Here is a 22,214-nt window from a genome sequence, read left to right as displayed (position 1 = left end):
CCTTTTACTGAAAATGTCAGGCGGTGTGGTTGCCCAGTTCCAACTCGGCCAATACCCGGGCGCGGGACTCGTCATCCGCCAGGGCGTGCTCAATGGCTTTGCGAAAGCTTGGTGTATTGCCCAGCGGTCCTTTGAGAGCCATGAGTGCTTCACGCAATGCCATCAGCTTGTGCAATTCGGGTATCTGCTCCACCAGGTTCGCGGGATTGAAATCCTTCATGGCATTGATACGCACCTCAATGGCCAGCTCCTCGACCTCAGCACACTCCTGCAGGCGATTGGGTACGTTCAGCGTCAGGCTTAGCGCTTGCTTGGCCAGCACGTCATCAAGGGTGTTCTTGTCGATGGCAATGGGCTTGCGGTCTTCAAGCTTGCGTACATCCTCACGCTGGGTGAAGTCACCCAGCACCAGCAGCTTCAACGGCAGTTCGACTTCATCCTGCGCCCCACCGATGGCGGGCTTGAAGGTGATATTGATACGTTCCCTGGGCGCTACCGAACCTTCTTTGGCCATTGTGTTTCTCCTTTTCCAAGTGGCTCGAAAGCCTATTCAAGTACCGCTTCAAGATCGAAGAGGCATAGCCTGCGATGGGTGTCTTCCTTACGCTCGCGCACGGCCTGGTTTTGTGGCAACAAGTCACAGCAACGATGAAGCAGTTGGGTCACTTGCAAGGCCAACTCCGGCTCCCAGTGTTCCAGGCCCCTGCGTTGCAGCTCGTTTTCCAGATGTTCGAGCTGGATCTTCGCCAACTCGTGTTTGCCCGCCTGCCCACATAGACGCGCCTGCGCAAGTCGCCAATGAAAACGGGCACGATCGCTGTGAGCGGCATGCATGCCCTGCTTGAGTTCATGGACGGCCGCCTTGAGCCCGTCCTTGCGCAGCCGCAGTCGTGCCGCTTGCAAGGCCGCCTCCCAAGGCTCGGCATCGGCATCCACCACTGTCAGTGATTCGGGCAACTGCAGATGACGGGCAACCTGCTGCGCGATCCAGTTGCGCGTGGGGACATCGGCAAAGGGAGCACCATCGTGAAAACGAAACTCGGGCAGGTTGGGCAGGCGCTGCAGCAACAGGGCGAAGTTCACTTCCAACTCAGTCATGGCCAGGTCGGCCTGCAGCGCTTCCAGGCACTGCCAGACCATGTACAACCCGTCAAACCAGAACAGCGCACCGGCGAGACTGGCCTCGAGTTCGAGCATCAAGTCGGTGTAATAGCCTTGGGCAAGCCGCTCCTGATAACGCTTGAGCTTGTCGGGTGCAGGCCCGCGCAAGGTGGTTATCCGTTCGCTGTCAGCGTCCGGGTAGCTGACGAGGGTCAGCCAGGTCAGCGCCCGATTCAGGCGCAGTGCGCGCAGGTCGGCGGCGTTCTGGCGCAACCACCAGGCACACAAAGGACGAGCCTGATCCTGTAAGGCGCGCAGCAACTTGTGGGCATCTTTCTCGGTGCCCACCACAACCTCGGCATTCTGCAACAGGGTGGTCACCTGCTTGACCTGCCCCTGCCCGGCAATATCGCCCAAGCTCGCGACCGGAGAATCGTCTTGCGCAACACGCTCCAACCGCTGGGAAAGTTGCCTGCGAATCGGCAGGAACAGCGGCGCGTTATCTTCCAGGCGCTCGACACAGCACTCATCGAGACACACCAGATGTTCAAGCACGGATTCGAACAAGGGCTGCTGACCCTGCAGCGACGGGCTTTGCGCGAAGAGGGACTCGAGGCGCCCCGCCAGCCAACTGAAGGCTGCGCCACGAGTACGCGGTTTTTCGGGATAGACCGCAGACCAATGATGCTCACAGAGATAGCGCAATAACCCAAGGCCGGCCAACAGCCCTGGAAAGGCTTCCCGTTGATACAATGCCCAGGTCAGCCAGACGACGACCCGCAGATCCTTGGATTGTTGACGCAACAGGTACTCGCCGATTTCCAGGACCTTCTGCCAGTCGGTCTGGACGCCCGCATGAATCGATTGCGCCTTGCCCAATTCGAACTCCAGAACTTCATACTCACTTGAATAGCGCATATCGCTGCCGGCAAAACTCGTCCGCGTGCAGGGCGACCGTGCAAGTTCAAGGTAATCGTTATAGAGTTTTTCTGAATAAGACATTCGGCACAATTACCCAAAACAAAAAGTTCAAAGCATTAACATTTAAACCATATATCAAAGCGCCATCCAATCTTCGCCAGCGCCACCGCAAAGTTCGTAAACCTTAGCCATGCAAACAGCATTCAACAAGCAGCGCCTCGACACTTAAGTAATTTCCTACAATCACTGCAATTCAAGGCCTGCGCAGGGTTTTGCGCAGTTAAACCCTCATCTGTTTCCGAATATCCTTGCCAAGCCCAATACCAACAAACCAAACTCCATGAGCAACTAAATGCGCACTTATGCGCAACGTATTCTGCATATATTCGATTAAATCATGCACCTCCAATCAAAAAACCACCCCACTGACCGCCGGACCCACTGTTTTTATTGGGACTGATACTTTCGGGCACGCTTCTTGTTAATGAGAGTTGCCCGACCGGCACCATTACCGGTTGGAACGACCTCATCAATCAGGCAAGGAAACCCGTCATGCCAACACCCGCGTATCTTTCCATCACCGGTGTCAAACAAGGTTTGATTACGGCAGGCACTTTTACCCAGGACTCGGTAGGCAACATTTATCAGGAAGGCCATGAAGACCAGATTCTGGTCCAGGCCTTTGCTCATCAGGTGATCATCCCCCGCGACCCGCAGTCGGGTCAGCCGACGGGCCAGAGGGTCCACAAGCCGTTGATGATCAGCAAGGTCTTCGATAAGTCATCGCCCTTGCTGTTCAGCGCATTGACCAGCGGTGAAGAGGTCAAATGCCGACTGGAGTGGTTCCGAACATCATCGGCCGGCACCCAGGAGCACTACTTCACGATTGAACTGGAGGGCGCGACGCTCGTGGACATCCAATCCCGCATGCCCAATTGCCAGGACCCGGACAATGCCCACTTCACTCACCTGGAGGATGTGTATTTCACCTATCGCAAGATCGTATGGACCCACGAAGTGTCCGGCACATCCGGATCGGATGACTGGCGCAGCCCGGTAGCGGGTTAAGTCGGACCTGTGCAGGAACGGGTGCCAGGGATGGCACCGTTTCTGCCAAGCAGCTACACCATCGCCAAGGGATGCTTGCGCTTGGGTGCGCCGAACACCCGATCGATGGCATCCAGGTCGTGCTCATCCAGCACCACCTTGGCGGCGGCCGCATTGAGCCGTACATGCTCCGGGGTGACCGCCTTGGGGATGGCGATCACACCGTCCTGGCGCAGCACCCAGGCCAGGGCGACCTGGGCGGGCGTGACCTCGTGGCGGCGGGCGATCTGCTTAAGGGTCTGGCTGGACAGCAACTCCCCACCCTGGGCAATCGGGCAGTACGCCATCAGCGGCAAATGGTGTTGTTGCCACCAGGGCAACAGGTCGAATTCGATCCCGCGCTCTTCGATGTTGTACAGCACCTGATTGGTCGCGCAGGCCGGGGATGCGAGTTCCTGCAGGTCGGCCACATCGAAATTGGATACGCCCCAGCGGCCGATCTTGCCCGCCTCACGCAGGCGCTCGAACGCTTCGACGGTTTCTTCAAGCGGGTACTGGCCACGCCAATGCAACAGATACAGATCAATGTAGTCCGTGCCCAGGCGCTGGAGGCTGGCTTCACACGCACGGGGCACGCCCTTGTGGCTGGCGTTGTGCGGGTAGACCTTGCTCACCAGGAACACCTGGTCGCGCCTGCCGCTGATGGCTTCGCCGACGACCTCCTCGGCGCCACCCTCGCCATACATCTCGGCGGTATCGATCAAAGTCATGCCCTCGCCGATCCCCAGTTGCAATGCCGCAACTTCGGCGCGGCGCCGGTCTGGGTCTTCGCCCATGCGCCAGGTTCCCTGGCCGATGACAGGGACGGGAACGCCCGCCAGATCAATGGTGCGCATGACAACCTCCTGATGAATTCGCGGATTAACAGTGTGGCATTGCCCGGACAAAAGGGTTCAATCGAAGTATGGTTACCCTTTGCCAAGTCGCCAGGAAGGACCTGCAATGCTGTTTGTCGTGATGCTCGGGGGCAAGCACCCACGGGCAAGAATTGAAGTTCACGATGTGGTGTTCGCCGTAGCGGACACGCTGGAAGGCACCTACCCGCAATTGCGCGAGGGCTGGTTTGGCAGCCCCAAGGGTGTGCATATTGATTCGTGGATGGCGGTGGATGGCGTCGACGGCTGGAAGATCGAACTCAGCCAACTGGCCCCCGCTGCCGACGCCCATCACCTGTATTTCATCAACCTTGGCGGCTATGAAACCAACAGCTTTGGCGAAGCCCACCACTACCTGCTGGTGGTCGCCCGCAACAAACAGGAGGCAACCCGCAAGGGCAAGCAACAAATGTTGCGCCACTGGTCCCAGGCCCACACCGACGGCGTGATGGATATCGACGACTGCCTGCCCATCGACCTGGTGGACGGCCGCTACCTGCACCTGGTGCAAGGTGACCATCGGCCGATCATTCAGCAGAATGACTACATTGTCTTGAATTGATGGGGGCTTATTCGACCGGACATCAGATGACTTAGGTAATGTCAGACGTAACACTGCTGTTGCTCGGCTCTGGCTCTGGCTCTTGATCTTGATCTTGATCTCAGGCGCCCCATCAAACACGCTGGCCGAACGCAGGCGAGGTGCCGAGTGTTGGGGCAAGAGCCCTTTTGGTTACTTTCGGCTGGGCCGGCATTCCGGCTCTTTTCCAAAAGTGACCCGCCGTAAGGGCGGAACCCTAAGTGGCAGTTACCGCAGCAACGGATATGTACTCGATCTGATCCAACATCCTGGTCGGCTGTCATGCCGCCATCGGGAGCAAGTCGAATCGTCGCACCGCCCCTCCCACATTTGATCTCTATGCATCAGGCAGATATCAGTCTGCTCTGGATCTCACTCCATCACGCCAATACCCAAGCTCAACGCACCAACCAGAAACCCAGCGGAACTTTGCCAGGAAATAACCGCCTGAATCCGGTACGCTCACCGTTTTTACTCAAGGAGTTAATCCCCATGGCCAAAGCCACCGCCCGTCACATCCTTGTTGCCACTGAAGACAAGTGCAACGAACTCAAGGCCCAAATCGAAGGCGGCGCCGATTTCGCAGAAATCGCCAAAGCCAACTCCAGCTGCCCATCCAGCCGCCAGGGCGGTGACCTGGGTTCGTTCGGTCCAGGCCAGATGGTTAAAGAATTCGACACCGTCGTTTTCAGCGCCCCGGTCAACACCGTGCAAGGCCCGGTGAAAACCCAGTTCGGCTACCACCTGCTGGAAGTCACCAGCCGCCAGGACTGATCCCGTCCGCGCTGCTGCTTGAAACAACGGCCCGCCTTTTGGTGGGCCGTTGTGCATGTGACGACTGGCGACGCTGATGCTGTTAGCGTACAAATCCTTATTCTTCTTCACCCGGCGTTCAAGGCTGACAATGCGATTGGCTTTTTCCAGACTGCTCAGTACCTCCCTGGCCCTGCTGCTGGCCAGCACCGCCGTGATCGCGGCGCCCCAACCGTCAATGACCGTGTACGGCGAGCCGGCCAAGTATCCCGCCGGTTTCAGCCATTTCGACTACGCCAACCCCAACGCCCCCAAGGGTGGCAGCCTGCGACGCTCGGCGATTGAAATCGGACGTTTCGACCATGTGCTGCCGTATATCGACAAAGGCATCGGCGTCTCCCAGGTCGACGGCTGGCTGTATGCGCCCCTGGCCCTGCGCTCCCTGGACGAACCCTATACGGTGTATGGCCTGGTTGCAGAGAAGATGGACCGCGCGGAAGACGGCCTGTCCCTGCGTTTCTTCCTCAACCCCAAGGCGCGTTTTGCCGATGGCAAGCCGATCACCGCCGAGGATGTGCGCTACAGCTTCAACCTGCTGATGACCCAAGGCAGCCTGCGCTTTCGCACGTTGTTCGCTGACGTCAAGCACGTCGAAGTCGAAGGCCCGCGCCAGGTCCGTTTTGATTTTTCCAGCAACGAAAACCGCACCCTGCCCCTGGATATCGCCACCCTGCCGGTGTTCCCCGAGCACTGGTGGAAGACCCGCGACTTCGCCAACGGCGGTGGCTACGAAGCCCCCCTGGGCAGCGGCCCGTACAAGGTCGGCAAGATCGACTCGGGCAGCACCATCACCTTTACCCGCGACCCCGACTGGTGGGGCAAGGACCTGCCCGTCAGCCGCGGCCTGTACAACTTCGATCACCTGAGCCTGGAGTACTTCGGCGACACCGAAGTGGCCCGCCAGGTATTGCGTGGGGGCGCCTACGACTTCAACCGTGAGTTTTCCGCCACCGGCTATTCCATCGGCTACAACGGCCCGGCCCTGGACGATGGCCGCCTGCAACGCGCGCACTTGGCCAAGGACATGCCGCAACCGGCCCAGGGTTATGTGTTCAATGTGCAAAAACCAATGTTCAAGGACCGTCGCGTGCGCCAGGCCCTGGCGATGCTGTGGGACTTCGAATGGGCCAACCGGCAGATGATGCGCAACGTGTACATCCGCCAGCAAAGCTACTTCTCCAATAGCCCGTTGGCCGCCACCCAACTGCCCACTGCGGAAGAACTGGCAATTCTCGAACCCTTGCGCGGGCAGATTCCCGACGAGGTGTTCACCCAGGTGTTCAAGGCGCCGGTCACCGATGGCAGCGGCATGATCCGTGACAAGCAGCTGCAAGCCCTGGCGCTGCTGGAAGACGCCGGCTGGAAGCCAGACGGCGACAAACTGGTCAACGCCGAGGGCGAGCCGCTGGCGTTCACCTTCCTCAATGCCCAGAACGGGCTGGAACGCCTGTTGTTGCCGTACAAACGCAACCTCGCGCAGATCGGCATCACCTTGAATATCCGCCGCATCGACTCTTCGCAATACGTCAACCGCTTGATGGCCCGCGACTACGACATGATCGTGACGGGCTTCCCGGTCACCACGTCGCCCGGCATGGAGCTGTACAACTACTTCGGCTCGACCGCCGCGTTCGATCCGGGCGCCAACAACTACATGGTGCTCAAGGACCCGGCCGTCGACAGCCTGATCAAGGGCCTGGTCAAGGCCGACACCCAGGCGCAGATGCTTACCTATGCCCATGCCCTGGACCGGGTGCTGCAATGGAATTACCTGTGGATCCCCAATTACTACCCGCCCGGCACCTCCGCCGCCTGGTGGAACCGCTTCGGCCGCCCGGCCATCGAGGCCAGGAATGATGAAGCCCTGGAAACCTGGTGGGAAATCAGCCCCACCCCGCTGACAAATGAACAAATGAATGCCGAATTGAAAAAACGCGCAGGAGCTCGCTGATGTTTGCCTATATCGTGAGGCGCCTGCTGCTGATCATCCCGACGCTGGTGATCATCCTGCTGGTGAATTTCGTGATCGTCCAGGCCGCCCCCGGCGGGCCGGTGGAACAAGCCATCGCTCACTTGCAGGGCATCGGCGGCGGCGCGGTCGGCGGCTCATCCGGCGACGGTGTCAGCAGCGGCTCCCGCGCCAGCCGTGGCCTGGACCCGAAACTGATCAAGGACATCGAAAAACAATACGGCTTCGACAAGCCCGCGCCGGAACGCCTGTGGCTGATGCTCAAGAGCTACGCCCAACTGGATTTCGGCAACAGCTTCTTTCGCGGTGCCACCGTGATCGACCTGATCCTGGAAAAGATGCCGGTCACCATTTCCCTCGGCCTCTGGGCTACGCTGATCACCTACCTGGTGTCGATCCCCCTGGGCATTCGCAAGGCGGTGCGCCATGGCAGCAGTTTTGATGTGTGGAGCAGCACCGCCATTGTGATTGGCTACGCGATGCCGGCGTTCCTGTTCGCGATGTTCCTGATCGTGGTGTTCGCCGGAGGCACGTCATTGAACTGGTTCCCGGTGCGCGGGCTGGTCTCGGAAAACTTCGCCGAGCTGAGCACCGTGGGCAAGATCGCCGACTACTTCTGGCACCTGGTACTGCCGGTCAGCGCGCTGGTGATCGGCGGGTTCGCCACCCTGACCATCCTGACCAAAAACTCGTTCCTCAATGAAATCACGCGCCAGTACGTCGTGACCGCCCGCGCCAAAGGCTTGAGCGAACGGCGGGTGCTGTACGGCCATGTGTTTCGCAACGCCATGCTGCTGGTGATCTCGGGGATTCCCCAGGCGTTCATCAGCGTATTCTTTGCCGGCTCGCTGTTGATCGAGGTGATCTTTTCCCTCGATGGCCTCGGCCGCATGAGCTACGAAGCCGCCGTGTCCCGGGACTACCCGGTGGTGTTTGGCTCGCTGTTTATCTTCACGTTGTTCGGCCTGCTGATAAAACTGATCGGCGACCTCTGCTACACCCTGGTGGACCCGCGTATCGACTTCGCCGCGAGGAACGCCTGATGCTTAACCTGTCTCCCGTGGCCCGTCGGCGTTTCGAACGGTTCAAGAAAAACCGTCGCGGCTGGTGGTCGCTGTGGCTGTTTATCGGCCTGTTTATCCTGACCCTGGGCGGCGAGTTGATCGCCAATGACAAGCCCTTGGTGCTCAGCTACAAGCACGAGCTGTATTTCCCGGCGTTCAAGCGCTACACCGAGCAGCAGTTCGGCGGGCAACTGCCGTTCCAGGCCGATTACCGCAGTGACTACGTGCAAAAGCTGATCAAGCAGGGCGGCGGCTGGATGCTGTTCCCGCCGATTCCGTTCAGCGACGACACGCCCAACTACGAATTGACCCGCCCGGCCCCCAGCCCGCCCTCGACGGTGAACTGGCTGGGCACCGATGACCAGTCGCGGGATGTGTTGGCGCGGGTGATCTTCGGCGCGCGGGTGTCGATCCTGTTTGCCCTGGCGCTCACCACCATCAGCGCCGCCATCGGCATCGCCGCCGGGGCCTTGCAAGGCTATTACGGCGGCTGGGTGGATCTGCTCGGCCAACGCATCCTTGAAGTGTGGTCCGGGCTGCCGGTGCTGTACCTGCTGATCATCCTGTCGGGGTTTGTCGAGCCGAACTTCTGGTGGTTGCTGGGGATCATGGCGCTGTTTTCCTGGCTGGCCCTGGTGGATGTGGTGCGCGCCGAGTTCCTGCGTGGGCGCAACCTGGAGTACGTCAAGGCCGCACGGGCTCTGGGCCTGGGCGACGGCAAGATCATTCGCCGGCACATCCTGCCCAACGCCATGACCGCCACCTTGAGCTACCTGCCGTTTATCCTCACCGGGGCGATTTCCACCCTGAGCGCCCTGGATTTCCTTGGTTTCGGCATGCCTGCGGGCAGTGCTTCACTGGGCGAGTTGATTGCCCAGGGCAAGCAGAACCTGCAAGCGCCGTGGCTGGGCTTGACGGCGTTTTTCACCTTGGCGCTGATCCTGTCGCTGCTGGTTTTTATCGGCGAGGCATTACGCGATGCCTTCGACCCACGCTCATGAGTGATTGCGTATGAACCTGATCGAAATCCGCGACCTCAGCGTCGCGTTCAGCGGCCAGACCGTGGTGCGCAACCTGAGCCTGGACGTCCGCCCCGGCGAGTGCCTGGCGCTGGTGGGCGAATCCGGCTCCGGCAAGTCGGTGACCGCCCACTCAATCTTGCAACTGCTGCCCGAGGCCGGTACCGACACCCGCGGCTCCGTGAAGTATCGCGGCCAGGAACTGATCGGCGCCTCGGCGTCGACCTTGCAGAAACTGCGCGGCAACCGCATTGCGATGATCTTCCAGGAGCCGATGACCTCCCTCAACCCGCTGCACAGCATCGAAAAACAGATCGGCGAAACCTTGCTGCTGCATAAGGGCATGGGCGGCAAGGCGGCGCAGGCACGCATCCTTGAGTTACTCGAACTGGTGGGCATCCAGAAACCCCAGGAACGCCTCAAGGCCTATCCGCACCAACTCTCCGGGGGCCAGCGCCAGCGGGTGATGATCGCCATGGCCCTGGCCTGTGAGCCGGAGCTGTTGATTGCCGACGAGCCCACCACCGCCCTCGACGTGACAGTGCAACGCAAGATCCTGCTGCTGCTCAAATCCCTGCAACACCGCCTGGGCATGTCGCTGCTGCTGATCAGCCATGACCTCAACCTGGTGCGCAGCATTGCCCAACGCGTATGCGTGATGCATGCCGGCGAGATTGTCGAGCAGGCCGGCTGCGAGACCTTGTTCACGGCACCACAACATCCCTACAGCCGCCTGTTACTGGACGCCGAGCCGTCCGGCGATGTGCTGTGCAGCGACCCACGGGAGACCGTGCTGGAGGTGGACAACCTGAGCGTGCAATTCCCCCTTGGCGGCGGCCTGTTCCGGCGCAAGACCTACCTGCGCGCGGTGGATGGCATCAGCCTCAGCGTGCAGCGCGGCAAGACCCTGGGGATTGTCGGCGAGTCCGGTTCGGGCAAGTCCACTCTCGGCCAGGCGATCCTGCGCCTGCTGGACTCCACCGGCAGCATCCGCTTCCAGGGCGAGGCCCTCGACCCGCTCAACCACAAGCAGATGCGCCCGTGGCGCAAACAGATGCAGGTGGTGTTCCAGGACCCGTATGGCAGCCTCAGCCCGCGCATGTCGGTGCAGCAGATCATCAGCGAAGGCCTGGAAGTGCATGCGCCGTGCAGCCTGGCCGACCGCGATGCGCAAGTGATCCAGGTGCTCAAGGACGTGGGCCTCGACCCCGCCAGCCGCCATCGCTTCCCCCATGAATTCTCCGGCGGCCAGCGCCAACGCATCGCCATCGCCCGTGCGCTGGTGCTCAAGCCGGCGTTGATGCTGTTGGACGAGCCCACCTCGGCCCTTGATCGCACCGTGCAGAAGCAGGTCGTAGCGTTGCTGCGTGAGTTGCAGGAGAAGTACGGCCTGACCTACCTGTTTATCAGCCATGACCTCGCCGTGGTGCGCGCCATGGCCCATGACATGATCGTGATCAAGGACGGCAAGGTGGTGGAGCGCGGGCCGAGCCATGCAGTCTTCGACGCGCCGCAGCACCCGTATACCAAAGAACTCCTGGCGGCGGCCGGCGGGCTGTCGTCATGAGTACCAGCCTGACGGATTACCAACAGGTTCGCGGCCTGGCGATCCAGTCGCTGTTCGAGATCATTGAGCAGTCCAGCGAAGGCACGGTGATTGTCGACCGCGACGCCAATATCGTCTGGATGAACGAGCGCTACGCCAAGCGCTTCGGCCTCAAGAGTGCCGATGAAGCCATCGGCCAGCCGTGCGAGCGGGTGATTTCCAACAGCCTGTTGCGCCAGGTGGTACGCACCGACCGGCCGATTCTGCTGGACATCCAGGACACCCCCAAAGGCCCGTTGGTGGTGATGCGCCTGCCGATCCACAACGATGCCGGGGCGGTGATCGGGGCGATTGGTTTTGCCTTGTTCGATGAGCTGCGTAACCTGTCGCCGCTGATCGAACGCTACCTGAGCATGCAGCAGGAACTGGCCTCCACCCGTTCGTTGCTGCGCTCACGCCAGAGCAAGTACAACTTCGCGCATTTTATCGGCACCAGCGCCGCCAGCCTGGAAGTCAAACGCCGTGCACGGCGCAGCGCAAGCGCCGAATCGCCGGTGCTGCTGCTCGGCGAAACCGGCACGGGCAAGGAATTGCTCGCCCAGGCGATCCACGGCGCCTCACCGCGTGCGCACAAGGCCTTTGTCAGCATCAACAGCGCGGCGATTCCCCATGACCTGCTGGAAGCAGAATTCTTCGGCACCGCGCCGGGCGCCTTTACAGGCGCCGATCGCAAGGGCCGTCCGGGTAAATTCCAGATTGCCCAGGGCGGTACGCTGTTCCTCGATGAAATCGGCGATATGCCGCTGCCGCTGCAAAGCAAACTGCTGCGGGTGTTGCAGGAAAAGGAATTCGAACCGGTGGGTTCCAACGAGATGCTGCACAGCGATGTGCGGGTGATCGCGGCCACCTCCATGGACCTGGAAGCGGCGATCAAGCGCGGTGAGTTTCGCGCGGACTTGTATTACCGCCTGAATGTGCTGCCGATCCGGGTGCCGCCGCTGCGTGAGCGGCTGGAGGATATCCCGGCGCTGAGCGAAGCGATCCTCGAAGACCTGCGCAGCCAGCATGAGCTGGACCGAGAAGCCCTGGCGCTGTTGGCGCAACATGCGTGGCCGGGAAATATCCGCGAGCTGCGCAACGTGCTGGAGTGCGCGGCGTTGCTGAGCGATGACCTGGTGCTGGACGCCAGGGAAATTCGTGCGGCGATTGGCACGTTCAGCCCGGTGGAACGCGGGGCGGTGGACACGGTTGCGGGTGAGACGTTTGCAGCAGCGCGGGAGCGCTTTGATCGGCAGGTGATTACGGCGGCGCTCGAGGCGTGTGGTGGGAATGTGGTGGAGGCGGCCAGGCGATTGGGGCTGGGGCGGTCGACGCTGTACAAGAAAATGGTGGCACTGGGGATTGCCTAGTCTCCATATAGAGACTCCATTCTCCAGACAAAGACAATCCCTGTGGGAGGGGGCTTGCCCCCGATAGCATCAGGTCAGTTAACACATATGCTGGCTGATACACCGCTATCGGGAGCAAGCCCCCTCCCACATTTGATCTTCACCTGTCTCAAAATTGAGACAAAATTCAAAAATCCTCGAAAAAAATTCAAAAATACCCTTATATTTCAACAAGTTGAAAACATGGCACACATCTCGCTATAGCCCTCCCCACCGCTTCCCCCACAACAATAACAATCCGATGGAGACACACCATGAGTGTGATCATTGCCCTGGCAGCGCTCGCGTTGCTGATGCTGGCTGCCTACCGTGGCTATAGCGTTATCCTGTTTGCCCCCATCGCCGCCCTCGGTGCCGTGCTGCTCACCGACCCGTCCGCCGTCGCCCCTGCCTTTACCGGGGTGTTCATGGAGAAAATGGTCGGCTTTATCAAACTGTATTTCCCGGTGTTCCTGCTCGGTGCGGTGTTCGGCAAGCTGATCGAGCTGTCGGGCTTCTCGCGCTCTATCGTGGCCGCGGCGATCCGTTTGCTCGGCACGCGCCAGGCGATGCTGGTGATCGTGCTGGTCTGCGCCCTGCTCACCTACGGCGGCGTGTCGCTGTTTGTGGTGGTGTTTGCGGTGTACCCGTTTGCGGCGGAGATGTTCCGCCAGAGCAATATCCCCAAGCGCCTGATCCCGGCGACCATCGCCCTCGGTGCGTTTTCGTTCACCATGGACGCCCTGCCCGGCACGCCGCAGATCCAGAACATCATCCCCAGCACCTTCTTCAACACCACCGCCTGGGCGGCGCCGTGGCTGGGGCTGATCGGCACGATTTTCGTGTTCTGCGCCGGCATGCTCTACCTGGCGCGCCAGCGCAACAAGGCCCAGCGCGCGGGTGAAGGCTACGGCACCGAGCTGCGCAACGAGCCTGAGACCGCCGAGAACATTGCCCTGCCCAACCCTTGGATCGCGCTGTCGCCGCTGATCCTGGTGGGCGTAATGAACCTGCTGTTCACCCACTGGATCCCGCAGTGGTACGGCAAGACCCACAGCCTCAGCCTGCCGGGCATGAGCGCGCCGGTGACCACTGAAATCGCCAAGCTCACCGCGATCTGGGCGGTGCAGGCGGCGTTGCTGGTGGGGATCCTGATGGTGCTGGCGTTCGGGTGGTCGGCGATCAAAAGTAAGCTCGCCGAGGGCAGCAAAAGCGCGGTCAGCGGCGCGTTGCTGGCGGCGATGAACACCGCTTCCGAATACGGCTTTGGTGCGGTGATTGCCTCGCTGCCGGGCTTTCTGGTACTGGCGGACTGGCTCAAGGGCATCCCCAACCCGCTGGTCAACGAAGCGATTACCGTGACCCTGCTGGCCGGTATCACCGGCTCTGCGTCCGGTGGCATGAGCATCGCCCTGGCGGCCATGTCCGAGAGCTTTATTTCGGCGGCCCATGCGGCCAATATTCCCCTTGAAGTGCTGCACCGGGTCGCAGCCATGGCCAGCGGCGGCATGGACACCCTGCCCCACAACGGCGCGGTGATCACGCTGCTGGCGGTGACCGGCCTGACCCACCGCGAAGCCTACAAGGACATTTTCGGCATCACGATTATCAAGACCCTCGCGGTGTTCGTGGTGATCGGTACTTTCTACGCCACCGGCATTGTGTGAGGTTTTCATGACGACATTGAACGGCAAGACCGCCCTGGTTACCGGTTCCACCAGCGGCATCGGCCTGGGCATCGCACTGAGCCTGGCCAAGGCCGGCGCCAACCTGATCCTCAACGGCTTCGGCGACGCCAGTGCGGTGGTCGCCCAGGTGCAGGCGTTTGGCGGCAAGGTCGGCCATCACCCGGCGGACGTCAGCGACCCGGCGCAGATTGCCGACATGCTCGCGTACGCCGAGCGTGAGTTCGGCGGTGTCGACATCCTGGTCAACAACGCAGGCATCCAGCATGTGGCGGCGGTGGAGGACTTCCCGGTGGAGCGCTGGGACGCGATCATCGCGATCAACCTGTCGTCGGTGTTCCACAGCACACGCTTGAGCTTGCCAGGCATGAAAGCCAAGGGGTGGGGGCGTATCGTCAACATCGCCTCGGTGCACGGCCAGGTCGGCTCGGTGGGCAAGGCCGCGTATGTGGCAGCCAAGCACGGCGTGATCGGCTTGACCAAGGTGGTGGGCCTGGAGACCGCCACCAGCAACGTGACCTGCAATGCAATCTGCCCCGGCTGGGTGTTGACGCCGCTGGTGCAGAAGCAGATTGATGATCGTGTGGCCAATGGCGTCGACCCGCAGCAGGCGCAGCATGATCTGCTGGCGGAGAAACAGCCGTCGCTGGAGTTCGTGACACCGTCGCAGTTGGGTGAGCTGGTGCTGTTCTTGTGCAGTGAGGCCGGTGCGCAGGTGCGGGGTGCGGCGTGGAACATTGATGGCGGCTGGCTGGCCCAATAAAACCAGACACTGGAGATCTAAACTGTGGGGGGACTTGCTCCCGATGGCGGTGGGTCAGTACCACACGGGCTAGCTGATACTCCGCTATCGGGAGCAAGCCCCCTCCCACAGTAGAATTCTATTGTTTTGAAGACCTGCATAAAAACAAGAGACCGTGCTGATGTCCGAGATCCTCTGGCAACCCTCCCCGGAACGCATCCGCACCACGCGGATGGACCAGTTCCGACGCTTTATCAATGATCGCCACGGCGTGCAGCTCAACGACTACCCGGCCCTGCACCAGTGGAGCATCGACCAGCGTCCGGACTTCTGGCAGGCAATCGTCACGTTCTTCGAAGTGCAGTTTCGCAGCCCGCCCAGCGCAGTGTTGATCGAAGACGCCGAGATGCCCAGCGCCCAGTGGTTTCCGGGCGCGAGCCTGAATTTTGCCGAACACCTGCTGCGTCGACGCGACGATCACCCGGCCGTGGTCGCGATCAGTGAAGACGGCCAGCGCGAACAACTCACCTATGCCGAACTGGCCGCCCATGTCGCCGGCCTTCAAGACAGCCTGCGGGCGGCCGGTGTCGGCAGCGGTGACCGGGTGGCCGCGTGCATGCCCAACACCTGGCAAACCCTGGTCGGCATGCTCGCCACCACCAGCCTGGGCGCGATCTGGTCGTGCTCCTCGCCAGACTTCGGCACCCAAGGCGTCATCGACCGCTTCGGCCAGATCAAGCCCAAGGTGCTGATCACCTGCGCCGGCTACCGCTATGCCGGCAAAACCATCGACCAAAGCGCCAAGCTCAATGAAATCCTCGAACGCCTGCCGTCCCTGGAACAATTGATCATCGTCCCGTATGCACGGCCCCAGGCCTGCGTCGAGGACTATCAGACCCAGGCCCGCGTTGCCCTGTGGAACGACTTCTACCAACCCGGCGGCGAGCCTGCGTTCGTCGCGGTGCCGTTCGATCATCCGCTGTACATCCTCTACTCCAGCGGCACCACCGGCGTGCCCAAATGCATCATCCACGGCACCGGCGGCGTGCTGCTCACCCACCTCAAGGAACACGGCCTGCACGCGGACATATCCCGCGAGGACTGCCTGTTCTACTACACCACCTGCGGCTGGATGATGTGGAACTGGCTGGTCTCGGTGCTGGCGATCGGGGCCACGGCGGTGCTGTATGACGGCTCGCCATTTCATCCCGGCCCGGAACGCTTGATCGACCTGATCGACGCGGAAAAGATCAGCGTGTTCGGCACCAGCCCCAAGTTCCTCGCCACCCTGGAAAAGGCCGGGCTGCAACCGCGCCTGAGCCACGACCTGAGCAGCCTCAAGGGCCTGATTTCGACCGGCTCGCCCTTGTCGCCCCAGAGCTACGACTACGTCTACCGCGAGATCAAGGCCGAGCTGTGCCTGTCCTCAATGTCTGGCGGCACCGATATCGTCTCCTGCTTTGTGATCGGCAACCCGGTGTTGCCCGTACGGCGCGGTGAAATGCAATGCAAGAGCCTGGCGATGGCCATTGAGGTGTGGGACGACCAGGGCCAACCGCTGCTCGAGGAAAAAGGCGAACTGGTGTGCACCCGGCACTTCCCGGCGATGCCCATCGGCTTGTGGAACGACCCGGACCAGAAGAAGCTGCGCGCCTCGTATTTCAGCCAGTTTCCCGGCGTATGGGCCCAGGGCGACTACGCCGAACAACGCGCCAACGGCAGCTTGCTGATTCACGGCCGCTCCGACGCGGTGCTCAACCCGGGCGGCGTTCGCATCGGCACTGCGGAGATTTATCGCCAGGTGGAAAAAGTCCCACAGGTGCTGGAGAGCCTGGCCATCGGCCAGCGCTGGCAGGACGATGTGCGCGTGGTGCTGTTTGTGCGCCTCGATGACGGGATCGAACTGGATGAGGCCCTGGAGCAGCAGATCCGCCAGGTAATACGCGCCAACACCACGCCGCGCCATGTGCCGGCGAAGATCCTCGCCGTCAGCGATATTCCCCGTACCATCAGCGGCAAGATCGTCGAACTCGCAGTGCGCAACGTGGTGCACGGCGAGCCGGTGAAAAACACCGACGCCCTGGCCAATCCGGAGGCCCTGGCGCAGTTTCGCGACCGACCTGAGCTGGCGTAAAGATGAAAGGTTTCAGCCTTAAAGCACTCATTTGAAGACAAACCCTCAATGCATGCTATTTTTCGAGGGTAGTCACCCATAGGTTTCCCACGGGATAATGGGTGTTGTCTTTTTTCAAAGCGTTACGCTCAGGGCTTTTTATGAAGGGAACAACCACCGGTAGCGAAGCCGCTGCATTGATTGCGCGGCTGGACTGGGCACACAGCCCCCTCGGTGAGGCCAATGATTGGCCGCAAAGCCTGCGCACAGCCGTGGACATCGTCATCCACTCACCGATGCCGATGCTCCTGCTGTGGGGCAGCGAACTCACCCAACTCTACAACGACGGCTTCGCCCTGCTGGCGGGCAACAAGCACCCCGACGCCATGGGCCAGCCGGCGCACCAGACCTGGCCGGAACTCGAAAGCTTCACCGCACCGATCTACGACGCCGTACTGACCGGCCAGGTGCGTACCTTCAGCGAGCAGCGTTTCGTCCTGCAACGCAACAATCGCGACACTGAAATCTGGCTGGACCTGACCTACAGCCCGGTCCGCGATGAAAGCGCCAGCGTGGCCGGCATCCTGGTCACGGCCATCGAAACCAACGAACGTCGCAGAGCCCAGCACAACACCGAGCAGCGCCTGCAACTGGCCCTCGCCGCCACCGACGCAGTGGGCACCTGGGATTGGGACATTGGCGAAGACCGCTTTATCGCCGATGCCCACTTCGCCTACCTGCACGGGGTGGACCCGAGCAACGCCAGCCTGTTGCCCATCAGCGACTACCTGCACGGCGTACACCCCGAAGACCGGGGCACCGTGACGCGCAGCATCAAGCACTGCATCACCCACGGCACCGAATACGCCGAGGAATACCGCCTGCAACAAGCCGACGGCCAGGTGCGCTGGGTGTTTGCCCGCGGGCGTTGCTACAAGGATCATCAAGGCCGCCCCGCGCGCTTCCTCGGCGCGGCACTCGACCTCACCGAGCGCAAGCACACCGAGCAGGCCCTGCGCCAGAGCCAGACCGAGCTGCAGTTGATCATCAACGCCATGCCGGTGCTGATCGGCTACGTCGACCACGAGCAGCGCTTTCGCCTGAACAACAGCGCCTACCTCGAGTGGTACGGCATGACGCCTCAGGAGCTGTACGGCAAGACCATCCGCGAGGTGCTCGGCGACGAAGTGTATGCCGGGCGCGAGGACAAGATCACCGCTGCGCTCAAGGGCAAGGCCTGCAGTTTCATGACCATCACCCCCCATCGTGATGGCCGCCCACGCCATGCGCTGATGAAATACCTGCCGCGCTTCAGCAATGACGGCTCGGTGAACGGTTTCTATATCTTTGTGATCGATGAAACCGAACGCAAACTCACCGAAGAAGCCCTGCGCCACCTCAACGAGAACCTCGAGGAGCGTGTGGCCCAGCGTACCCAGGCGCTGGCCGAAGCCAACGAACGCCTGAAAACCGAGATGTTCGAGCGTGAGCGCGCCGAAGACGCCCTGCGCCATGCGCAGAAGATGGAAGCGGTGGGCCAGCTCACCGGCGGTATCGCCCACGACTTCAACAATATGCTCACCGGTATCATCGGCAGCCTGGACCTGATGCAGCGCTACATCGCCGCCGGGCGCAGCGAGGAAATCGGCCGCTTTACCGAAACCGCCGTATCCTCGGCCCATCGCGCGGCCGCCCTCACCCATCGCCTGCTGGCTTTCTCGCGACGCCAGTCGCTGGACCTTCGCCCACTGGACCCCAACCAGTTGGTGGCGTCCCTGGAGGAGCTGTTCCAGCGCACCAAGGGCGCCCATATCACGCTCAAGGTGCAACTGGGCCGCGATATCTGGCCGGTCAACACCGACGCGAGCCAACTGGAAAATGCCCTGCTCAACCTGGTGATCAACGCGCGCGACGCCATGCCCGACGGCGGCAAACTGCTGATCGAAACCGCCAACAGTTACCTCGACGGCACCGATATCACCACCCTCGAACCGGTCAGGGCCGGCGACTATGTGATGCTTGGCGTGTGTGACAACGGCAGCGGCATGGCACCGAAGATTCTCGCCAAGGCGTTCGACCCGTTCTTCACCACCAAACCCATCGGCCAGGGCACTGGCCTGGGGCTGTCGATGATCTATGGGTTTGCCCAGCAGTCCGGTGGTCACGTGACCATCCAGAGCGAACCGGGCCAGGGCACCTGCGTGCGCTTGTACCTGCCGCGCCTGCACGGCACCTCCCTGGAAAGCAGCCTGCCCGCTCAATTGGGCGAAGTTCCGGTAGCCCTTGCCGGCGAAGCGGTGGTGGTGGTCGAGGATGACCCGGCGGTGCGCATGCTGGTGGTCAATGTACTCGACGAGTTGGGCTATACCGCGCACCAGGCGGCGGATGCGCGTGCGGCGCTGCCATTGCTGGAGTCGGACCTGCGCGTGGACCTGCTGGTGACCGATGTCGGCCTGCCCGGCATGAACGGCCGCCAACTGGCGGAGATCGCCCGCCAGCATCGGCCGGGCCTCAAGGTGCTGTTCATGACCGGCTACGCGGAGAAAGCCGCCGAGCGCCAGGGCTTCCTGGAGGACGGCATGGACATGGTCGCCAAGCCTTTTTCCATCGACCTGCTGGCGACCAAAATCCGCAGCATGATCAGCGTCGATGATTCAGTTCAGGCATAATCGCGCGCCGTCGCACACCTGGTAGAGATCAATGAAAGCCCAAGCCCGCCATATCCTGGTGAAAACCAGCGAAGAAGCCGAACAACTCAAGCAGCGCATTGCCAAGGGCGAAGCCTTCGATGTGCTGGCCAAGAAGTACTCCACTTGCCCGTCCGGCAAGCGCGGCGGCGATTTGGGTGAAGTGCGGCCTGGGCAGATGGTCGGGGTGATTGATGCGGTGATCTTCAAGAAGCCGGTGAAGGTGGTTCACGGACCGATCAAGAGCAAGTTCGGGTATCACCTGGTGCAGGTGTTTTACCGCGATTGAGGCGTTGACTTAAGACCGCTATCGGGAGCAAGCCCCCTCCCACAGTTGACCGCATTTCATCTGGAGGAATGCGGTCAACTGTGGGAGGGGCGGTGCGACGATTCGACTTGCTCCCGATCCGCCGCAGGCGGCCATTCACCTACTCCCTGGGGATCAGCGCACCGGGCACCTGGATAACCCGGCTCGCCAGCCGATGCCCGGCCAAAGCGGCCTCCTGCGGCGAACCACCCTTGAGCCGACAGGCCAGGTACGCGGCACTGAACGAATCCCCCGCCGCCGTGGTGTCCACCACCTTCTCCACCTTCAATGCCGGCACACCAAAGCGCTCGCCGTCGCAACGAATCAAACACGCATCCGCACCGCGCTTGAGCACCACTTCCGCAATCGCCGGGTACGCCGCGAACACCTGCTCGCTGTCGGCATAACCAAACAGCGCGCGCTCGTCATCTTCAGTCAGCAAGGCGATATCCACCTCGGCCAGTACGGTGCGATAAGCCTCACGGGCAACGTCCACCGTGGCCCACAGCCGTGGCCGGTAGTTGTTGTCGAACACCACTTTGCCGCCACGTCGGCGGGTTTCGATCAGGACTTCGAGCAAGCGCTGCCGCCCGACTTCACCCAGCACCGCCAGGGTAATGCCGCTGAAATACACCACGTCGTACCCCGGCAATGCCGCCAGGATCGGTTCGGCGGCTGGCGTGGTAAAGCAGTCGCGCACCGCCGCTTCGTTACGCCAGTAGAGAAATTTTCGCTCGCCGTTGGCGTCGGTCTGGATGCAGTACAAGCCGGGCAAACGTCCAGGCAGGCGCTGGACTCTCTCCAGCCCAAGCCCCTCTTCCTGCCATTGCCGGCACATGGCATCGCTGAAGCTGTCATCGCCCAGGGCGGTAACGTAGTCGACACTGCCGACATCGCCCAGCTCACGGCGCAGGTACACCGCCGCGTTCAGGGTGTCGCCGCCGAAGCTCTGTTGCAGGCTGCCGTCGGCGCGGTGTTGCAGTTCGATCATGCATTCACCGATCAGGGCAATGCGTGGAGAGGCGGTGGTCATGGTTTTACACTCAGAAACGGGTTTCCAGGGACTCGATCACCTGCAACTGCTCATCCACCAGGCAACCGACCTGCCACTTGTCGAAGGTCAGGCAAGGGTGCGAGGTGCCGAAGGAAATGATGTCGCCGATACGCAGCTCGACACCTGCCGCCACGGTCATGAAGGCGTGCTGGTCCATCACTGCGGTGACGGTACAGGCGCTCACATCATCGCCTTCAGCCGGGAGAATCCCGGCCCGATAGCGTTTGAGCGGCACCGGCAAACCGGCGTCGTAGGCCACGTCGCGCTTGCCCAGGGCGATCACCGCAAACCCCGGCTCAGGCAACGATTGCACATGGGCCCAGACTTCCAGGGCCGGGCGCAGGCCTTCATGAAGGTCGCTGCGGCGGTCGAGCACGCAGCACTGCGCCGCTTTGTAGATACCGTGGTCGTGGGCCACATAACTGCCGGGGCGCAGCACACTGAGGAAACGGCCGGCGGCGTTTTGCGTTTCGAAGGACTCGGCGATCAGGTCATACCAGGCCGAACCCGACGCCGTGATAATGGGCTTGGGCAGGTCGAAGGAACCGTTGTTTTGCAGGTCCACGGCCAGGCGCACCAGGCTCGCGGCGAAGTCGCGGATGCCACTGATGGCGTGTTCGCCGTGGATCACCCCTTCATAGCCTTCGATACCGGTGAGGGCCAGGGCAGGTTGGGCCTTGATCGCCTTGGCCAGGTCGCGCACTTCCTGCTCGCTGCGGCAACCGCAACGGCCGCCGACCACGCCGTATTCGATCATCACGTTCAAGCGCAGGCCACGGGCGGCGAAGAACAGGCCCAGGTCGGCGACGTTGTCCGGGTGGTCAACCATGCAGTGGAAGTCAAAATCCTTGTCGGCCAGCAGGTCGGCGATCAACGCCATGTTCGGCGCGCCCACCAACTGGTTGGCCATCAGCACACGGCGCACGCCACCGGCATAGGCGGCGCGGGTCTGCACGGCGTTGGCCAGGGTGATGCCCCAGGCGCCTTGGGCGATCTGGCGCTGGAACAGCGCGGGCATCATGCTGGTTTTGCCATGGGGCGCAAGTTCGGCGCCGCTGTTGCTGACGAAATCCTGCATCCAGCGAATGTTGTGTTCCAGGGCGTCGCGGTGCAGCACCAGGGCGGGCAGGCTGACGTCACGGACCAAATGGGCACCGACGGCAGCGGCGCCCTTTTCAACGGCATTGATGGCAGACATGGAAAA

The 22,214-nt window shown here is 61.7% G+C and carries 18 protein-coding genes; 13 read left to right on the top strand and 5 right to left on the bottom strand.

All coding sequences use genetic code 11. The features are described from left to right. Window positions 1–16: 16 nt before the first annotated feature. Together tssB and tssA are read right to left on the bottom strand one after the other, a co-directional pair. Window positions 17–514 (bottom strand): type VI secretion system contractile sheath small subunit, encoded by a 498-nt coding sequence (gene tssB, locus FBY10_RS19785; protein ID WP_131699306.1) that lies wholly within the window; start codon window positions 512–514, stop codon window positions 17–19. A 32-nt stretch (window positions 515–546) separates the two neighbouring features. Continuing rightward, entirely contained in the window at window positions 547–2,103 is a 1,557-nt protein-coding gene (gene tssA / locus FBY10_RS19780) for a type VI secretion system protein TssA (protein ID WP_145337524.1), read from the bottom strand. 471 nt (window positions 2,104–2,574) lie between these two features. Here tssA and FBY10_RS19775 point away from each other — a divergent pair, with 471 nt between their 5' ends. Beyond that, on the top strand, window positions 2,575–3,090 hold the full coding sequence (locus tag FBY10_RS19775) for an Hcp family type VI secretion system effector (RefSeq protein WP_048729440.1): 516 nt from the start codon (window positions 2,575–2,577) through the stop codon (window positions 3,088–3,090). 53 nt (window positions 3,091–3,143) lie between these two features. Here the strand turns inward: FBY10_RS19775 and FBY10_RS19770 are convergent, their stop codons facing one another. Further along, complete coding sequence (locus FBY10_RS19770) at window positions 3,144–3,965, bottom strand: aldo/keto reductase (RefSeq protein ID WP_145337523.1); 822 nt, start codon at window positions 3,963–3,965, stop codon at window positions 3,144–3,146. Window positions 3,966–4,071: 106 nt separating this feature from the next. On the opposite strand from FBY10_RS19770, the gene FBY10_RS19765 reads away from it, so the two are divergent. The 12 genes from FBY10_RS19765 to FBY10_RS19710 all read left to right on the top strand — a co-directional run bounded on the left by FBY10_RS19765 (window position 4,072) and on the right by FBY10_RS19710 (window position 19,938). Next, window positions 4,072–4,566 carry a DUF1543 domain-containing protein gene (locus tag FBY10_RS19765; RefSeq protein WP_145337522.1) on the top strand — a complete coding sequence of 165 codons (495 nt, stop codon included), beginning with the start codon at window positions 4,072–4,074 and terminating at the stop codon, window positions 4,564–4,566. A 510-nt stretch (window positions 4,567–5,076) separates the two neighbouring features. Continuing rightward, window positions 5,077–5,358, top strand: a complete 282-nt coding sequence (locus tag FBY10_RS19760) for a peptidylprolyl isomerase (RefSeq protein ID WP_044274278.1) — start codon at window positions 5,077–5,079, stop codon at window positions 5,356–5,358. Window positions 5,359–5,488: 130 nt separating this feature from the next. After that, entirely contained in the window at window positions 5,489–7,348 is a 1,860-nt protein-coding gene (locus tag FBY10_RS19755) for an extracellular solute-binding protein (protein ID WP_131699302.1), read from the top strand. After that, the gene (locus tag FBY10_RS19750; RefSeq protein ID WP_027608619.1) at window positions 7,348–8,409 is read left to right on the top strand and encodes a microcin C ABC transporter permease YejB; all 1,062 of its coding nucleotides are present in this window, start codon (window positions 7,348–7,350) and stop codon (window positions 8,407–8,409) included. The genes FBY10_RS19755 and FBY10_RS19750 overlap by 1 nt, the downstream gene beginning before the upstream one ends. Beyond that, window positions 8,409–9,431 (top strand): ABC transporter permease, encoded by a 1,023-nt coding sequence (locus FBY10_RS19745; RefSeq protein ID WP_167655810.1) that lies wholly within the window; start codon window positions 8,409–8,411, stop codon window positions 9,429–9,431. The genes FBY10_RS19750 and FBY10_RS19745 overlap by 1 nt, the downstream gene beginning before the upstream one ends. A 10-nt stretch (window positions 9,432–9,441) precedes the next feature. Continuing rightward, a complete protein-coding gene (locus FBY10_RS19740; RefSeq protein WP_131699300.1) occupies window positions 9,442–11,016 on the top strand; it encodes an ABC transporter ATP-binding protein in 1,575 nt (524 codons plus the stop codon). Beyond that, complete coding sequence (locus FBY10_RS19735; RefSeq protein WP_145337520.1) at window positions 11,013–12,404, top strand: sigma-54-dependent Fis family transcriptional regulator; 1,392 nt, start codon at window positions 11,013–11,015, stop codon at window positions 12,402–12,404. Before FBY10_RS19740 ends, FBY10_RS19735 begins: the two co-directional genes overlap by 4 nt. A 293-nt stretch (window positions 12,405–12,697) precedes the next feature. Beyond that, window positions 12,698–14,089, top strand: coding sequence for a GntP family permease (locus tag FBY10_RS19730; protein ID WP_131699298.1), 1,392 nt, complete (start codon window positions 12,698–12,700; stop codon window positions 14,087–14,089). 7 nt (window positions 14,090–14,096) lie between these two features. After that, window positions 14,097–14,870 carry a 3-hydroxybutyrate dehydrogenase gene (locus FBY10_RS19725; RefSeq protein WP_131699297.1) on the top strand — a complete coding sequence of 258 codons (774 nt, stop codon included), beginning with the start codon at window positions 14,097–14,099 and terminating at the stop codon, window positions 14,868–14,870. Window positions 14,871–15,030: 160 nt separating this feature from the next. Next, a complete protein-coding gene (locus tag FBY10_RS19720; protein ID WP_145337519.1) occupies window positions 15,031–16,983 on the top strand; it encodes an acetoacetate--CoA ligase in 1,953 nt (650 codons plus the stop codon). 140 nt (window positions 16,984–17,123) lie between these two features. After that, window positions 17,124–19,631, top strand: coding sequence for a PAS domain-containing sensor histidine kinase (locus FBY10_RS19715; RefSeq protein WP_145337518.1), 2,508 nt, complete (start codon window positions 17,124–17,126; stop codon window positions 19,629–19,631). Between the two features lie 31 nt (window positions 19,632–19,662). Next, window positions 19,663–19,938 carry a peptidylprolyl isomerase gene (locus FBY10_RS19710; RefSeq protein WP_010564624.1) on the top strand — a complete coding sequence of 92 codons (276 nt, stop codon included), beginning with the start codon at window positions 19,663–19,665 and terminating at the stop codon, window positions 19,936–19,938. A 139-nt stretch (window positions 19,939–20,077) separates the two neighbouring features. Here FBY10_RS19710 and FBY10_RS19705 read toward each other — a convergent pair whose 3' ends face one another. Both FBY10_RS19705 and FBY10_RS19700 read right to left on the bottom strand, forming a co-directional pair. Beyond that, window positions 20,078–20,989, bottom strand: a complete 912-nt coding sequence (locus tag FBY10_RS19705) for a sugar kinase (protein ID WP_131699294.1) — start codon at window positions 20,987–20,989, stop codon at window positions 20,078–20,080. Window positions 20,990–20,999: 10 nt separating this feature from the next. Continuing rightward, complete coding sequence (locus FBY10_RS19700) at window positions 21,000–22,208, bottom strand: amino acid deaminase (protein WP_145337517.1); 1,209 nt, start codon at window positions 22,206–22,208, stop codon at window positions 21,000–21,002. Window positions 22,209–22,214 lie beyond the last annotated feature (6 nt).

It is taken from the genome of Pseudomonas sp. SJZ103 (assembly GCF_007828335.1).
Classification (GTDB): Bacteria; Pseudomonadota; Gammaproteobacteria; order Pseudomonadales; family Pseudomonadaceae; genus Aquipseudomonas.
Note: the sequence above shows the minus strand (reverse complement) of the source record. Positions and strands in the feature narration are given on the sequence as shown.

Bases quoted from the DNA above. Each gene is read 5' to 3' on its own strand.
- tssB (WP_131699306.1), bottom strand. From the start codon at position 514: ATGGCCAAAGAAGGTTCGGTAGCGCCCAGGGAACGTATCAATATCACC.
- tssA (WP_145337524.1), bottom strand. From the start codon at position 2,103: ATGTCTTATTCAGAAAAACTCTATAACGATTACCTTGAACTTGCACGG.
- FBY10_RS19775 (WP_048729440.1), top strand. From the start codon at position 2,575: ATGCCAACACCCGCGTATCTTTCCATCACCGGTGTCAAACAAGGTTTG.
- FBY10_RS19770 (WP_145337523.1), bottom strand. From the start codon at position 3,965: ATGCGCACCATTGATCTGGCGGGCGTTCCCGTCCCTGTCATCGGCCAG.
- FBY10_RS19765 (WP_145337522.1), top strand. From the start codon at position 4,072: ATGCTGTTTGTCGTGATGCTCGGGGGCAAGCACCCACGGGCAAGAATT.
- FBY10_RS19760 (WP_044274278.1), top strand. From the start codon at position 5,077: ATGGCCAAAGCCACCGCCCGTCACATCCTTGTTGCCACTGAAGACAAG.
- FBY10_RS19755 (WP_131699302.1), top strand. From the start codon at position 5,489: ATGCGATTGGCTTTTTCCAGACTGCTCAGTACCTCCCTGGCCCTGCTG.
- FBY10_RS19750 (WP_027608619.1), top strand. From the start codon at position 7,348: ATGTTTGCCTATATCGTGAGGCGCCTGCTGCTGATCATCCCGACGCTG.
- FBY10_RS19745 (WP_167655810.1), top strand. From the start codon at position 8,409: ATGCTTAACCTGTCTCCCGTGGCCCGTCGGCGTTTCGAACGGTTCAAG.
- FBY10_RS19740 (WP_131699300.1), top strand. From the start codon at position 9,442: ATGAACCTGATCGAAATCCGCGACCTCAGCGTCGCGTTCAGCGGCCAG.
- FBY10_RS19735 (WP_145337520.1), top strand. From the start codon at position 11,013: ATGAGTACCAGCCTGACGGATTACCAACAGGTTCGCGGCCTGGCGATC.
- FBY10_RS19730 (WP_131699298.1), top strand. From the start codon at position 12,698: ATGAGTGTGATCATTGCCCTGGCAGCGCTCGCGTTGCTGATGCTGGCT.
- FBY10_RS19725 (WP_131699297.1), top strand. From the start codon at position 14,097: ATGACGACATTGAACGGCAAGACCGCCCTGGTTACCGGTTCCACCAGC.
- FBY10_RS19720 (WP_145337519.1), top strand. From the start codon at position 15,031: ATGTCCGAGATCCTCTGGCAACCCTCCCCGGAACGCATCCGCACCACG.
- FBY10_RS19715 (WP_145337518.1), top strand. From the start codon at position 17,124: ATGAAGGGAACAACCACCGGTAGCGAAGCCGCTGCATTGATTGCGCGG.
- FBY10_RS19710 (WP_010564624.1), top strand. From the start codon at position 19,663: ATGAAAGCCCAAGCCCGCCATATCCTGGTGAAAACCAGCGAAGAAGCC.
- FBY10_RS19705 (WP_131699294.1), bottom strand. From the start codon at position 20,989: ATGACCACCGCCTCTCCACGCATTGCCCTGATCGGTGAATGCATGATC.
- FBY10_RS19700 (WP_145337517.1), bottom strand. From the start codon at position 22,208: ATGTCTGCCATCAATGCCGTTGAAAAGGGCGCCGCTGCCGTCGGTGCC.